The 13,398-nt window shown below is 42.1% G+C and carries 17 protein-coding genes and 3 tRNA genes; 7 read left to right on the top strand and 13 right to left on the bottom strand.

Features of this window, described 5'->3' with window-relative positions; all coding sequences use genetic code 11:
* Nucleotides 1-25 precede the first annotated feature (25 nt).
* The 3 genes from ACTHRG_RS12600 (at nt 26) to ACTHRG_RS12590 (ending at nt 2,780) form a co-directional block, all read left to right on the top strand.
* Nucleotides 26-742, top strand: coding sequence for a response regulator transcription factor (locus ACTHRG_RS12600; protein ID WP_076263090.1), 717 nt, complete (start codon nt 26-28; stop codon nt 740-742).
* Nucleotides 729-2,450 carry a sensor histidine kinase gene (locus ACTHRG_RS12595; protein ID WP_076263092.1) on the top strand — a complete coding sequence of 574 codons (1,722 nt, stop codon included), beginning with the start codon at nt 729-731 and terminating at the stop codon, nt 2,448-2,450. Before ACTHRG_RS12600 ends, ACTHRG_RS12595 begins: the two co-directional genes overlap by 14 nt.
* 198 nt (nt 2,451-2,648) lie before the next feature.
* Nucleotides 2,649-2,780: a hypothetical protein gene (locus ACTHRG_RS12590; RefSeq protein ID WP_286149083.1), complete on the top strand. Its 132-nt coding sequence runs from the start codon at nt 2,649-2,651 to the stop codon at nt 2,778-2,780.
* Between the two features lie 25 nt (nt 2,781-2,805).
* Here the strand turns inward: ACTHRG_RS12590 and ACTHRG_RS12585 are convergent, their stop codons facing one another.
* Nucleotides 2,806-3,165 carry a hypothetical protein gene (locus ACTHRG_RS12585; RefSeq protein WP_076263094.1) on the bottom strand — a complete coding sequence of 120 codons (360 nt, stop codon included), beginning with the start codon at nt 3,163-3,165 and terminating at the stop codon, nt 2,806-2,808.
* Between the two features lie 126 nt (nt 3,166-3,291).
* The gene (locus ACTHRG_RS12580) at nt 3,292-3,585 is read right to left on the bottom strand and encodes a hypothetical protein (protein ID WP_440231276.1); all 294 of its coding nucleotides are present in this window, start codon (nt 3,583-3,585) and stop codon (nt 3,292-3,294) included.
* A 128-nt stretch (nt 3,586-3,713) separates the two neighbouring features.
* Here ACTHRG_RS12580 and ACTHRG_RS12575 point away from each other — a divergent pair, with 128 nt between their 5' ends.
* The gene (locus ACTHRG_RS12575; RefSeq protein ID WP_076263099.1) at nt 3,714-5,348 is read left to right on the top strand and encodes a bifunctional metallophosphatase/5'-nucleotidase; all 1,635 of its coding nucleotides are present in this window, start codon (nt 3,714-3,716) and stop codon (nt 5,346-5,348) included.
* 104 nt (nt 5,349-5,452) lie between these two features.
* The gene (locus tag ACTHRG_RS12570) at nt 5,453-5,686 is read left to right on the top strand and encodes a hypothetical protein (protein WP_076263101.1); all 234 of its coding nucleotides are present in this window, start codon (nt 5,453-5,455) and stop codon (nt 5,684-5,686) included.
* A gap of 8 nt (nt 5,687-5,694) precedes the next feature.
* Here ACTHRG_RS12570 and ACTHRG_RS12565 read toward each other — a convergent pair whose 3' ends face one another.
* Nucleotides 5,695-6,231, bottom strand: a complete 537-nt coding sequence (locus tag ACTHRG_RS12565) for a DUF3267 domain-containing protein (protein ID WP_076263103.1) — start codon at nt 6,229-6,231, stop codon at nt 5,695-5,697.
* A 223-nt stretch (nt 6,232-6,454) separates the two neighbouring features.
* Here ACTHRG_RS12565 and ACTHRG_RS12560 point away from each other — a divergent pair, with 223 nt between their 5' ends.
* A complete protein-coding gene (locus tag ACTHRG_RS12560) occupies nt 6,455-6,874 on the top strand; it encodes a hypothetical protein (RefSeq protein WP_076263105.1) in 420 nt (139 codons plus the stop codon).
* 38 nt (nt 6,875-6,912) lie between these two features.
* On the opposite strand, the gene ACTHRG_RS12555 is transcribed toward ACTHRG_RS12560, so the two are convergent.
* The 7 genes from ACTHRG_RS12555 to ACTHRG_RS12525 form a co-directional block, all read right to left on the bottom strand.
* Complete coding sequence (locus tag ACTHRG_RS12555) at nt 6,913-7,782, bottom strand: cation diffusion facilitator family transporter (protein ID WP_076263107.1); 870 nt, start codon at nt 7,780-7,782, stop codon at nt 6,913-6,915.
* A 200-nt stretch (nt 7,783-7,982) separates the two neighbouring features.
* Complete coding sequence (locus ACTHRG_RS12550) at nt 7,983-8,771, bottom strand: DUF2935 domain-containing protein (protein WP_076263109.1); 789 nt, start codon at nt 8,769-8,771, stop codon at nt 7,983-7,985.
* A gap of 148 nt (nt 8,772-8,919) precedes the next feature.
* Nucleotides 8,920-9,480 (bottom strand): hypothetical protein, encoded by a 561-nt coding sequence (locus tag ACTHRG_RS12545; RefSeq protein ID WP_076263111.1) that lies wholly within the window; start codon nt 9,478-9,480, stop codon nt 8,920-8,922.
* Nucleotides 9,477-10,109, bottom strand: a complete 633-nt coding sequence (locus ACTHRG_RS12540) for an SCO family protein (RefSeq protein WP_076263114.1) — start codon at nt 10,107-10,109, stop codon at nt 9,477-9,479. The genes ACTHRG_RS12545 and ACTHRG_RS12540 overlap by 4 nt, the downstream gene beginning before the upstream one ends.
* A 60-nt stretch (nt 10,110-10,169) precedes the next feature.
* Nucleotides 10,170-11,864: a cbb3-type cytochrome c oxidase subunit I gene (locus tag ACTHRG_RS12535; RefSeq protein ID WP_440231274.1), complete on the bottom strand. Its 1,695-nt coding sequence runs from the start codon at nt 11,862-11,864 to the stop codon at nt 10,170-10,172.
* Nucleotides 11,865-11,878: 14 nt separating this feature from the next.
* A complete protein-coding gene (locus tag ACTHRG_RS12530; RefSeq protein ID WP_076263118.1) occupies nt 11,879-12,343 on the bottom strand; it encodes a cytochrome c oxidase subunit II in 465 nt (154 codons plus the stop codon).
* Between the two features lie 12 nt (nt 12,344-12,355).
* Entirely contained in the window at nt 12,356-12,496 is a 141-nt protein-coding gene (locus ACTHRG_RS12525; RefSeq protein WP_139325654.1) for a cytochrome c oxidase subunit 2A, read from the bottom strand.
* 358 nt (nt 12,497-12,854) lie between these two features.
* On the opposite strand from ACTHRG_RS12525, the gene ACTHRG_RS12520 reads away from it, so the two are divergent.
* Nucleotides 12,855-12,986, top strand: a complete 132-nt coding sequence (locus ACTHRG_RS12520) for a hypothetical protein (RefSeq protein ID WP_286149085.1) — start codon at nt 12,855-12,857, stop codon at nt 12,984-12,986.
* A gap of 84 nt (nt 12,987-13,070) precedes the next feature.
* Here ACTHRG_RS12520 and ACTHRG_RS12515 read toward each other — a convergent pair.
* The 3 genes from ACTHRG_RS12515 to ACTHRG_RS12505 form a co-directional block, all read right to left on the bottom strand.
* A tRNA-Ile gene (locus ACTHRG_RS12515) sits at nt 13,071-13,147 on the bottom strand.
* Nucleotides 13,148-13,155: 8 nt separating this feature from the next.
* Nucleotides 13,156-13,229: transfer RNA gene (locus ACTHRG_RS12510), tRNA-Gly, on the bottom strand.
* Between the two features lie 14 nt (nt 13,230-13,243).
* A tRNA-Cys gene (locus ACTHRG_RS12505) sits at nt 13,244-13,317 on the bottom strand.
* Nucleotides 13,318-13,398 lie beyond the last annotated feature (81 nt).

The following is a 13,398-nucleotide window of genomic DNA, read 5'->3' as shown; positions in this document are numbered from 1 at the left end:
AACATATTAGATTAGGAGAATAGTGATGCAAAATTCAAAATTACTGCTTGTAGATGATGAGCAAGCCATTCTGCAGATGCTGGCCACTATTTTGCAGCGTGAACAGTTTAAAAATATCGATACTGCCTCTACCGCTGCTGAAGCACTGGAGCTTTGCCGTGCCAAATCCTACGATCTCATTCTATTGGATGTCATGCTGCCGGACCGCACCGGTTTTGAGGTTTGCCCATTAATCAGAGAAACAACGGATGCTCCCATCTTCTTTCTGACTGCACGATCAACCGACCTCGATAAACTTTCAGGTTTTGCCCTAGGAGCGGATGATTATATAACGAAGCCCTTCAATCCGCTTGAAGTGGCAGCAAGGATCAAAGCACATTTGCGCCGCCATAAAGGCAGCCAGCCTGCCTCCGTGCAGACAAATTTCGATTTTGGCAGAATTAAGATTAATACATTAGCAGGGGAAGTTACTGTTTCAGGAAAGAAAATCGATCTGCCGGCACAAGTCTACCAGCTGCTTCTTTTTCTGAGTAAACATCCCAATCAGCTATTCAGTAAAAGTCAGTTATACGAGCATGTGTGGGGAGAAGAAGGCTTCGGAGAGGACAACACAGTCATGGTGCACATTCGAAAGCTGCGGGAGAAGATCGAAATCAACCCAAGCAATCCCAGTCACATCATCACCATAAGGGGACTTGGCTATAAATTCGTTCCGGAAGGCAGTATTCATGAACATCCATAGACGATTCATTTTTCAATTTTTTGGTCAATTAATTACCGTTTTTGTGCTCTTCTTTATCATTTTGATTGCTTTTTGGGCTTTTCTTGGTTTTTCCATGATGGATTTTGAATCCAAACAGGATCTCGCCAATGCTGAAGATTATTTCGTGTCTGATCATGTGACCTTTAAAGACGGGAAAGCTGTTTTTAAAGAGGAATTGAAAATTCTCGCAAAGGAACAGAAGGGATGGCTCCTCGCTATCAATGAGAACGGAGAAGTCCTGGGTCATTTTAATGTGCCGGGAAATCCGCCTGTAACATTAAAGGAAAGTGAAATTGCTGCCATGATCTATGGAAGAGACAGTGACTTATCCCAATATACATACTGGAAAATTGGCGATGAATCTCATTTTGTTCTTTTCGGAAGAATTCAGATGGCAGCTAAACTGCTGGAACAGATATCTCCAGCGGTTGACTGGAACCTTAAGAAGCTAAACCTTCCTGAAAAGGTACAGAATGAACTTGCAAAGAGAAACGGATGGGTCCAGCTTATCGGCGCAGATGGAAAAGTAGCGGATGATTTTGGAGTCCGAAATCAGCAGAACCATTATTCAGTCAAGGAGCTATTGGCAAAACAAGATACGGAAAGAAGTTCCACAGCGTTACACTTTGATCCAGACACAGCACAGGCAATCCTGGTGGGAGTTCCTGCTGATGAAAAGAGCTCCACCCTGGAAAAAAGCTTGTTTGAGTCTCTAAACAAGAGTCTCATAATCATTTTTATTATGGCATTCCTCTTGCTTCTGGGCGGAACACTCTGGTATGCACGTAAGTTCGGTGTGCCCCTGCTGACCTTAATGAAATGGATTCAAAATCTGGGGAATGGTGTTTATCAGGAGCCTGGCGATGTTCATGGCAGGCCGGCAACACGAACCAAAAAAGGGAAACTGAAAAGAAAATTCCGCTTGTATAAAGAACTGATTGCCACTTTAGCCCAGCTGACTGAAACGCTTAAGGAAACCGAGAAGCAGCAGCGTATTATGGCCCAGACCAGAGAAGAATGGATCAGCGGCCTTTCCCATGATTTAAAAACGCCGCTATCCTCTATCTCGGGATATGCTCAAATGCTTGCATCCCCTGACTACTCCTGGTCTGAAAAGGAAACAAGGGAATTCTCAGGCATTATGTCTGAAAAGTCGGATTACATGATGGACCTTCTGGAGGACCTGACCTTAACCTACAGGCTCAGAAACCGTGCGCTGCCAATTGCCAAGGTGCCGACCAATATTAACGAATTTATTCGCCGGATCATCATTCAATACATTAATGATCCCGTCAACCAGGATAAAACATTCAATTTCATTCCGCATCCTGAATCCATTACAGCTCCCATTGATGCCAAATGGTTTCAGCGCATCCTGGATAACATCCTTGCCAACGCGATCAAATATAACCTGGCAGGCACAGCCATTACGGTTACCCTCTCTTCTATAGAGGAACACTTACTTGTCGTGAAGATTGAAGATGATGGCACCGGCATGGACAGCATAACGCTCGGAAAACTCTTCAGCCGCTACTATAGAGGAACCCACACTGGTGAAACCGGAAGCGGAACCGGATTGGGCATGGCCATCGCCAAGCAGCTGGTCCAGCTTCACGGCGGCAGCATCAATGTCCAAAGTGAGCCGCAAAACGGCACAATCATTCGGATCATGCTGCCGGTCAGCTAACGTAATGAAAAGAGTGCGAATGCGCACTCTTTTGCTGTATATTGCAATTCAATCAAACGTTTGATTGAAATTTCCGGTTCATCCGATGGCCTAATATAAATGTTTTGACAGCCCGAAAAACTTAAAGCATAGCCTCATAAAAAGAATGCAAACTAAAAGCGCAGATACTTTTATTAGCTGTAAAAGGAGGTGAAAATCATGGCAAAGAATAAGAAAAGCCAATCAGATCATAGGAATAATGCACTTCCAAAAGATACACAATTTGCGGGTGACAGAGAAAACGGCCTTGAAAGAATCGCTTTAAAATCCCAAAGAGACAACACCAAGTAAGCCATATGGGACAGTTAAACTGTCCCTATTTATCCCTGTCGTTGCGTCCGAAATGCATGTGATATACTTTTCGTGCTTTCGTTTCTGTTTCTATATTGCTTATAAACCGTTCTTTAACCTCCTCCAGCAGCAGCCGCTCCAGCTTTTCAAGCCTTTTTGGCCCGAATCCGGTCATTTTTTCGGTAAGCTGCACCTTGTACTGCCCACTTTCCTTATACTTTCGAATGGTTCCATAGGTCTTCCTTTTTGTTTTTCCTACTGTAATATCAAATTCATATTTCTGCTCAATAAAGGAAGAAACTTCAGGAAGCCCCAGGTTCTCATATAAAGGCGGAAATTGATGATGGACAGGAGAATCGGTGAACCTTATGGAATCAATGTTCATGTTACTCTCCCCTCACAAACTTGGATAATTACATTATATCCAGTAAAACAGCAGCCAAAGTGCTGAAAATGAAAAAACGCCTGCCATTAGCAGACGTTTTCCACATGATATAGATGTGTATCCTAATTAGTTCTCTTCAGAACCCCCATCGTTCATATCCATATCACTTTCATCCATATTCTCTTCATCCTGAGGAGATTCTTCATTCATACCGGGTTCCTCCATATCAGAATCCTCTGATGTGTCTGGATCCTGCATTTCATTATCTTCATTATTGTTTTCTTCCATTTGATTATCTTCCAATTCTACATCTTCCGTCTCCGGCGGCGGCTCCTGTTCATCTGTTCCGCACCCTGCCAACAATAATCCTGCACCCAATGGGACTGAAAGCAAAAGCTTCTTATATTTCACTGTTGTCATCTCCTTTGGCAGTATTATGTTTCTTATTATGAACTTACCCTTTTAAAAAAAGGATAAACTGTTCCTGCTGATTAAATCCCGCAGATCCTGCAAATACTATCCCTGCCACTAATGCAGGAGGAAGATTGATGAAAATACTTATCTCCCTAATATTATTAGGCTTCTGGGGATTGCCTCTAAACAGTGCCCAGCCGGAGGATAAAGAACAATGGGATCAGCAGGGCCTCTCTGAGGATTATCATGGCCATATTGAAGATCGCTCAGAAGGGCCATACATGAAAGTTCAGCTGCTTGGAATAAATGATTTCCATGGTCAGCTGAATGTCACCCGGCAGGTTAACGCCAGACCAGCAGGACGCGCGGATTATCTCGCCGCGTATTTACGCAAGCGTGCCGCAGAAAATGAAAATACCATCCTCCTTCATACTGGAGACATGATAGGAGCCAGTCCTCCTGTATCTGCCCTCCTGCAGGATGAACCGACTATTGAATTTTTGAATAAAATGGGGTTTGATATTGGCACCATCGGTAATCATGAATTCGACAGGGGCTTAGATGAACTGCTTCGCTTACTAAATGGCGGAAAACCTTCCGCTGCAAAGAGTTACCCTGGCTCCCGCTTTCCATGGATTGCAGCCAATGTTATCAGTCAGAAGTCAGGCAAGCACATTCTCCCCCCATATAAGATATTAAATGTCAGCGGGGTCCCAATAGGGTTTATTGGTGTGATTATGCAAGAAACACCAAGGTTATCCGCGCCAAATAATGTGAAGGGTCTTACGTTCACGGATGAAGCAGAAGCAATCAATACATATACCCGGGAACTAAAAAAACAGGGAGTAAGAGCCATTGTGGTACTGGCCCATGTTCCCGGCAAATCAAAACCAAATGGAGAACTAGCCATGGGCCAGCTAATAGAATTGGCCCATCAAGTGGATGACGAAGTGGATATTATGTTCGGAGGCCACAGTCATGCTTATCTGAACAGTGTGGTGAATGGGAAGCTGCTGGTGCAGGCCTATTCATATGGCACTGCCTTTTCTGATGTGGATATCGAAATAAATCCCAGGACAAAGGATATTGTCCGCAAGCACGCGGAAATTGTGAATGTTTTTCAAGAGAATATCCAGCCTGCCAGCGACATAACCAGAATGATCAATCACTATGAAAGGAAAGTAGAGCATGCTGTGAACAGATATATTGGCACTGCTGCTATACCTATCACAGCTGCCCGTAACAGAAGCGGGGAGTCCGCCTTGGGCAATCTTATTGCCGATTCCGAGCGGGCAGCGATGAAAACAGATTTCGCTTTCATCAATCCAGGAGGAATCCGCGCAGACATTGACGCCGGCCGTATTACATGGGGAAACTTATATGTCGTGCTTCCCTTCAGTAATCAATTGGTTAAAATGAACCTGACAGGCAGCCAAATCCGTGATGCCCTCAATCAGCAATGGCAGCCTGACACTGCCAGAATTCTTCAGATCTCCGGCTTCACATACAGCTGGGATGACAGACAGCCTGCCGGCAGTAAAATTCAAGAAATCTATCTGCCCGATGGAACAAAGCTTGATCCGGATAGGAAATATTCAGTTGCCGTAAATACCTATCTCGCTGATGGCGGAGATATTTTCACTGTATTTCGAAGTGGTATAAATAGAGTGACTGGACCAATGGATATTGATGCACTGGAGAAATATATCAAGCAGCTCCCACAGCCGTTTAGTTCTGCAATTGATGGTCGGATAAAGAGAATAGACTAAAAAGGACAGCCTCACGCGACTGTCCTTTTTTCTTGTCCATTTGATACTAATAGCAGGATTTCCCTCATATCTTCTATTAGATTCAGAAAGAAAGGAATTGGATAATGAAAAAATATATTTATTTCCTCATGCTGTTCGGTGTCTTCTTTCCAATTTTTCATAAGTCAGCAATCGTTTATGAAAACTGGAGATTATGCACCACAGCTTCTAAATTAACCGGGATCCGGCTCTATGGGCTTGATTCCATGAGAAACCTCCTTATATCAGCACTGGCGGCCCTTGCTGCTTTCTATTTCACGCAGCTATTTATTAGATGGGACAGCAAATATAAAAGCTAGTATAACCGCTATTCATATACCGTAAATTGCGGTTTCGTCGGATGGTCAATGACAAGAGCATCATTCGGAAATTTTAATAGCTTTTGATACAAAACAAGATCTCCCATACAACCAACTGTCAATATCGCTCCCAGGACCGATAATCCAGGCGTGTTAAGCACCACCCCCAGAATAAGCGGCAATAAGCCAGTCGGAATGAATGGCAGCATTAAAACCTTTTTCATTTGCTGAACCGTCACAGGCTGTTTGGCATGTGCATAAGCTATACCCATTTTCAAGTTGACTCCCCAGGACATTTCCTTCCATGGAACACCGCCAATATAGTGAAAACCCGCCAAATGGATGGCTTCATGCAAAATAACGATAACGACCATGCCAGCTAAAAATAATAGCATACCCATAAGATCAATAGTCATTTCCCCGCCGCCATAGATCACAGCATGTAGAATGTAGACCCCAAATATAAGCGCCATCGTTGCAAAAAACAAATAAATCTGCAGCTTCATCATCGAAACAGAAACAACTGTTGCTTTTTTATTATCCAATTTTTCACCCCATCAGAATTGGTCAATACCCATATCTACGGATCAAGCAACAGCGAAGTTTCAGATTTCCCCATTTTCTCTCCTTCTTTTGCCTCAGTCTCATTTTTTCATAATTTACAGTTTCTGCCCAAATGGACCTATTGTAGCTGAAAACACTGTTACCGTGACTTATCGCCTTGTATAATCAAGGCAAGAAAACTCTGAAAGGACTGTGATAAGGAAAGTGCTGTATATATGGGATATTGAAAAAATTATTTTACATACATTAAATGAACAACGCCTCAATATAAATTACGAGTTCAGCAATACACTCGCTTCACCCATGAGCTACAACGTATCAACGAATACAATCAAGTTTAACTATCTGAAAGTGAACGGCTATATAGCCAAAATCAATTTTAAAATAAAAGAGACGGATGAGAACCTGGTAAAATTAATGCTTTACCATGAAATCGGCTATTACCTTGATTTCAAAAAAAACAAACACGACATCAGAACGCTTATGTATGGAGAAGATGACGAGAAAGAACAGCTCATGGCTGAAATAGAAAAAAACTCCTGGGATTACGGAAGAAAGATAGTACCTGAACATCTGGTCAATGCCTATGATCAGTTTAGGGAATTAGATAAAGTGTTCAGCTAAAAAAAAGAAATGCGCCTCATCATGAGACGCATTTCTTTTCAATTTGGCTCAACATGGACATGAACATCATAAACACCATGATCATGCATCATCACTTTTTCCACATGTGTCGCAATATCATGGGCTTCCTTAATATCAAGTGTGGAATTAACCAAGATGACCACATCGATCACCTCATTATTGCCGTAGTTTCTACCTTTAATATCTTTTATTCCTTTAACCCCGTTTACTTTTTTGATGACATCCTGATATTCTTTAATCTTTTTTTCATCAAATCCATCTGAAAGCTCATGGGAAGCTTGTATAAAAATATCCCAAGCCGTTTTGCATATTAAAAGCCCGACAATAATGGCTGTTAACGGATCAAGCCATGGCATGTTCAGCTGTGACCCAAATATCCCGATGGCTGTGCCTAAACTCACCCAGGCATCTGAAATATTATCCTTTGCCGCTGCCATTACGGCCTTGCTGTTAATTTTTATCGCTAATTTCCTGTTGTAGCGGTACACAAAGTACATTGCCGCTCCAGAAAAAACTCCCGTATATGCCGCAAAAACATCGGGAGATTCATTAACACCTTCAAACATGGATGAAACAGCATTCAGCAGGACTTGAAGACCTACAGCGGCCATAATAAAGGAAGCTACCATAGAAGCAATGGTTTCACTCTTCCAATGGCCATACCCATGATTTTTATCCGGAGGACGCTGGGAAATCCTAAGACCTATAAGCACTGCAATTGAAGCAATAATATCCGTGGTATTATTCAATCCATCCGCTTTCAAAGCAGCAGAATCACTCACATATCCAATTGTTAATTTTAGTACAGAAAGACATATATAAGCTGCAATACTAATAACCGCAGCACGCTCACCCAACTTAAGGTTTCGATACTTTTCTTCTTCCATGCCCCAGCCTCCTACATTACCCTTGATTATATTACCAAGCGGCATTCGGGTGGGTCTAGAGCAATCTTTTTGTCTTTTATTAAATAAATAAGCAAAGTGCAATTAAGTTGCACCAATGAAAAATCAAGCCAGCCCGTAAAAGGCTGGCATCTTAATACGTTAAAGAACGAAACAGAATTTAAACAGCCTTCTAATCAAATCTAAGCCCTCTTAAGATTCGCCTCAAACATATCGATTATTTCCAAAAACCGCTCTGCTTCCCTAAAGGTATGGTCAGCCAGAAGAGGATGAATATTGCTTTTGATCCGGCATGCCTCTATTAATTCTCTGGCAGTTTTCTTAAAATCCCTTAATGAAGCAACTGATAGTTTATTCTGGTTTAAGAATTGGCTCAGAATCGGTTTCGTTTCTGATTGCGGCTGCATAGATTCCAGGTCCACAGCCTGGAATAGCAATTGATCGAAATCATGGCTGAACTCTCTGGCCTGTTCAACCAGCTTTCTTTCGGAAGGGTCTAATAAATGACCGATAAATTTAGCATGATCTGCCATGATCTTCAGGAAAAATACATTCTCCTCTATAATGGCTTCAGGTTTTGGAGCAAGTACCCCTGAATTAAGCTCTTTTAATCGATTAGCAAAATAAGCTGCTTCTCTGCTGATATGGTCAATCAATAATGGGTAATTATTTGAACGGATTTCGCATCTTAATGTCAGACCCAATACCTTTCTTTTATAACTCCAGATTGCGGCAGCAGCCTGATAAACCTCGTTATTAAAAGCTTGCACCTGGCCAAGTTCCGAATTTACATTAAACCTAGCCAGCTTTTCCTCTATTCTTTCAAACAATGCAATAAACTGCTGTGCTTCGGTAATTAGTTGTTTCTGCTCATATGTAAAACCCAAACTTAAAAATAAGGCATGTTCTTTCATAATCCTGGACCAAAATTTAATTTCGTCCAGTGATCTAGCGACAATTGGATCCGCCATTTCTTCCCCTCCCTAATTACTCACTCCTTTTCATTTTTATTTACGGTTTGCTGCGATCATTCCATCTATTTTACTTACGGCTCATTAACAGAAGGCAAATCAGTCAGAAAATGCAAGAACTGCTCCCAAGACGGCAGCAGTCCTTCTTTTACTCATATTTTGAAAAATCCATAAAATAGCTATAAATCAAGTAAACAACCATCGCAAACGCGGTTGAGATGAACCCCCAGCCGAGCGTAATCTGCTCGATAACCAAATAGTTATTGCAAAGCTGCACAGGAGACCAGATATATAGCCATCCAAGAGCTAGAAAAAGAATAGTAAAAAAGATAATGAGAGCATGCTTCCAAAATGAACTTAGCTTTGGCCAGCTGTCCCGCAATGGCACCCCAGCCAAAAATGGCAATGAGATATATTTAAATACTTCTACACTGGTAAGCGTCAAAGCTTCATCCATCGTCCTTGGCAGAGACCAATACACCATAATGATTGAAAACAGCAATAGACCCGGCACTCCGTTTTCATTCCATTTTGAGAAAAACTCCGGAAAACGATTCTGAAAGAACTTCGCCATAAATAATCCAGAGATCACCAGCAGGGGCATTTGCATATGCATATGGGTAATCATAATGGACTCCAGCAAATTAGATACAGGCGGGAGCATCAACGCAAGAAGCAGAAGCAATCCGTAAACTGGTGACTTCATCATTCTTCCCTCCCGCTGAGCAGAATCTCCGTTACCCGATCAGCCGCTTCTTCAATCAATGTGTAGTCCATGACTTCAATTAACTGTCCTTTTGGGTTCACCAGATAAAAAGCCGAGTTATGGGCAAAGTTGCCGTATTCATCCGGTATGACAATGACGCCAAACCGGTCCAGCAAAGATTCAAGCTCTTTCTTATCCGGGATCCTTGCCATTCTCCACGTTTCTCCGTCACTGCCGAAAGCCTTACGGTAAGTATCCAATGTTTTCGGATCATCCCTCTCCGGATCAAAACTGATACTAAGGAATTGAATGTCATGGCCAATATACTCTTCCGGAATCCGTTTATATACTTCAGACATATTAACCTCAAGCTCAGGGCAAACCGTACCGCATGAAGTATATAAGAAAGTAATAAAAACATACTTCCCTTCAAATTCCGAGAAAGAGTAGGTCCTTCCATTATTGTCTTCAAGCGTTACATCGGGGAACTGAGGCTTTTCATCCATTAACTGATTAACCCTGGCTGTTTCAGCAGTAAAAGCCTGAAACCCATCTGTGCCAATATAAAATAGGACTATGCCAAACATCAGTACAAGCAAGCTTGATAAAGCTGTTCTATTTTTTGGAAACATGTTTCATCACTTCCTTTTAAAAGAAAGAGACAGCCCAGCAGCCGAGCTATCTCTCATACCTTACCAGGTTTTAAATGGAGGTGAACCTGGAGGCGCATTGACCATGAAATCGACCAATGGAATGACATATGCCATGCCGACAAGGACAATCATACACACAACCCACAATCCCCAGCGTTCTGTCCATCTAGGTGTTGGTGCTTCATCCTCTTCAACTTCTGCAATAGGGAACTCTGTGTTTCCTTTTGGTGCAAAGAACATGAGGTAGAATACTGCGTATACCTGCATTAACACCCCGATCATCAGAAGTGTTCCTCCAATCGCCAGGAAAAACAGGTATGGATCCCAGCTTAGGGCAGTTGCATTGTCAAAGTAAGTTGAATAAGAAGTTCTTCTCGGAGATCCCAGCAGACCGACCCAGTGCATCGCACCAGACATGATGATCATACCGACCGTCCATATAATCGTTTGAATAACCCCAAGTTTGTTGATCTGCGGTGTAAGCACTCTTTTAGATACATAAGGAATGAGCCAATAGCTTAAGCCGAAGAACGTCATAACTACTGACATGCCAAGTGTTAAGTGGAAATGGCCAACGACCCACATCGTGTTATGGACTACTTGGTTCAATTGGTTTGTAGTTTGAGCAATACCGCCCGCCCCAGCAGGGATAAAAGCAGCCATTGCGATAAATGGTGCAAGGAATCTGACGTCTCCCCAAGGGAGCTTCTTATACCATCCAACAATGCCTTTTCCGCCTTTCCTTCTCGCTGTGCGTTCAAAGACTGCAAACATTGCATAAGCAGTCATTAATGAAGGGAAGCCAATGGCCAAACTCATAAACACGTGCATATATTTCACAGGTTCAGAGATACCCGGGTCAATAATTTGATGGTGGAAGCCTCCGGTAATATTCATAATTACTAGTGCTATAACCACAATTCTTGTTAATAAATCATTCCATCTTCGGCCGCCAATAACTTTCGGCACGATGACATACCAGGCTGAGACTGCCGTTAAATACCAGATGTTAACCAGCGTATGGCCGAACGCCCAGAACAGAGTGCGTGCAACCATAACATTTATTGTCTCAACCCATCCAAAAGCCCAAGGAATTATAGTAAAAACCTCGATTGCTACAGGTATGCTTCCGAAGAATAAGAGAACAAAAACGCCGGTTGCAAAGAAAGAAAGAATCGGGATATGCTTGCCGGGATTTCTCTTTCTCCAGCTGGCCACATTGATAAAGGCACCAAAGGCACACATCCATACACCCAATACGATAAATACTAAGCCGATATAGAAAATAGGTGAAGCAGCCATTGGCGGATAGAAAGTATACATAACAGATGCTTCATTCATTAAAATCGGGATTACCGCTAGGACAAATCCGAGAATCTTCATCCAGAAGCCTATCCATGCCATCTTTCTGACCTTAGGAAGCAGGCCGCCCAGTGTATGGGATAACCCAGCATAGAAGTATCCAATTGTGAAGAACGCTGACAATACGACTACCAGCAGAAGACCATGAGCTGTCAGAACCTGATAATAATTCAGCCATGCCGGCAATTCGAGCATTCCAGCCCGGTTCAGGCCTTGCACCAGTCCGAGTATTCCGCCCAGAAGGATGGCCAAGAAAGCAACAGATAAATATGATTTCGTTAATTTTCCATCCTCGAGGCTAATCCCCATAACTTTATTTGCTTTATCCTTAAAAACTTGTGTTTTTCCTGATTGTTTAATAACTGTTTCCACTGTCTATCCCCCCTTTATTTCACTGTAATGGTTGTGCTCATCATTTGATGACCCGCACCGCAGTACTCATTGCAAAGAACCAAATATTCACCTGGCTTATCAAATTTCTGAGTTATTTTTTGTACATAACCAGGCACAACCATAGCATTTAAGTTAGTTTCAGCAACCTGGAACCCGTGAACGACATCTTTTGACGTCAATGTAAAATGAACTGTTGATCCAGCAGGCACTTCTATCTCACTCGGAGTAAAACTGAACACTTGAAGAGTCATAACTACTTCATACTCATTATCGCCAATTTTCTTAATTCCTGGCTTATCGAACGGTGCTGTTTCATCCACTTTCTGAGGATCAATTCGCTCTCCATAGCTTGGCGGCCCCATTTCAAAAGCGAATGCCTGATAGCCCGCGATTAACATGAATCCAATAATCATTCCAAAGCTCAAAATAAGCCATACCTTTTCAGAACGATGCATCATTGTTTATCCCCCCTATATTCTGGCCATATACAGGCCGTACAAGATTAAATACGTAACAAAGATCCCAAGCCCTACAACTGTAACTGAAAAGAACGTACCCTTTAGTGAGTTTTGTTCTTTTGAACTGCTTTGGTCCACTTTTCGTGTATCCACCTTCCATCAGCTCCTTTACTTTGTTACTTACATCATAGTTGAGAAGGGTTTTCATAAAAGTGAAGTGAATCACACTTTCTTCATATTCACTCAAAGGCAAAAAGGTTGCGATTTTGGCTAAAACACTGTAGTATCAAGGGTTTCCTTCACCGAATGGTGCTCTGGCAAGAATAACGGTTCACAAATAGTTCACAAAAAGGCAATTCACCTGTTTTTGATTACGAAAATGCTAAGATAGAATATCCAACTAATGTAAATAACACAAAGAATAATTGGGATTTTATGTTAAGATAATAGTGTGGTTTTTAAGCTAACCGGCAGGTTAATAAAAATTGAAGGGAAGATAGGAGGAACTATTTTGGATGTTTTTGTAATATTAGCTTTTTCATTAGCAGCTGGTGCGTTCTCTTTTGCATTATTTTCAGATGATAAAATTAAGAAACTTGAAAAGAGAGTGAAAGATTTAGAAGTTAAAATAAATGAAAGTTAGGATAGCTGTACTAATTTCAAAAAGTTTCTCATAAATAAAAGAAACTAATCCCTATTGGAATTAGTTTGATAATGGTATGTATAATGGTGGGCCTAAATGGACTCGAACCATCGACCTCACGCTTATCAGGCGTGCGCTCTAACCAGCTGAGCTATAGGCCCATATTTGTTGGAGCGGGTGAAGGGAATCGAACCCTCATCATCAGCTTGGAAGGCTGAGGTTTTACCACTAAACTACACCCGCAAATAATTTTGGTTTGGAGGCAACACCCGGATTTGAACCGGGGATGGAGGTTTTGCAGACCTCTGCCTTACCACTTGGCTATGCTGCCTTAAAAAATGGCTGGGCTAGCAGGATTCGAACCTGCGAGTGACGGAGTCAAAGTCCGGTGCCTTACCGCTTGGCTATAGCC

This window comes from Cytobacillus sp. SAFR-174 (genome assembly GCF_051964675.1).
Classification (GTDB): Bacteria; Bacillota; Bacilli; order Bacillales; family Cytobacillaceae; genus Cytobacillus.
This window is presented reverse-complemented; position numbering and strand designations above follow the sequence as displayed.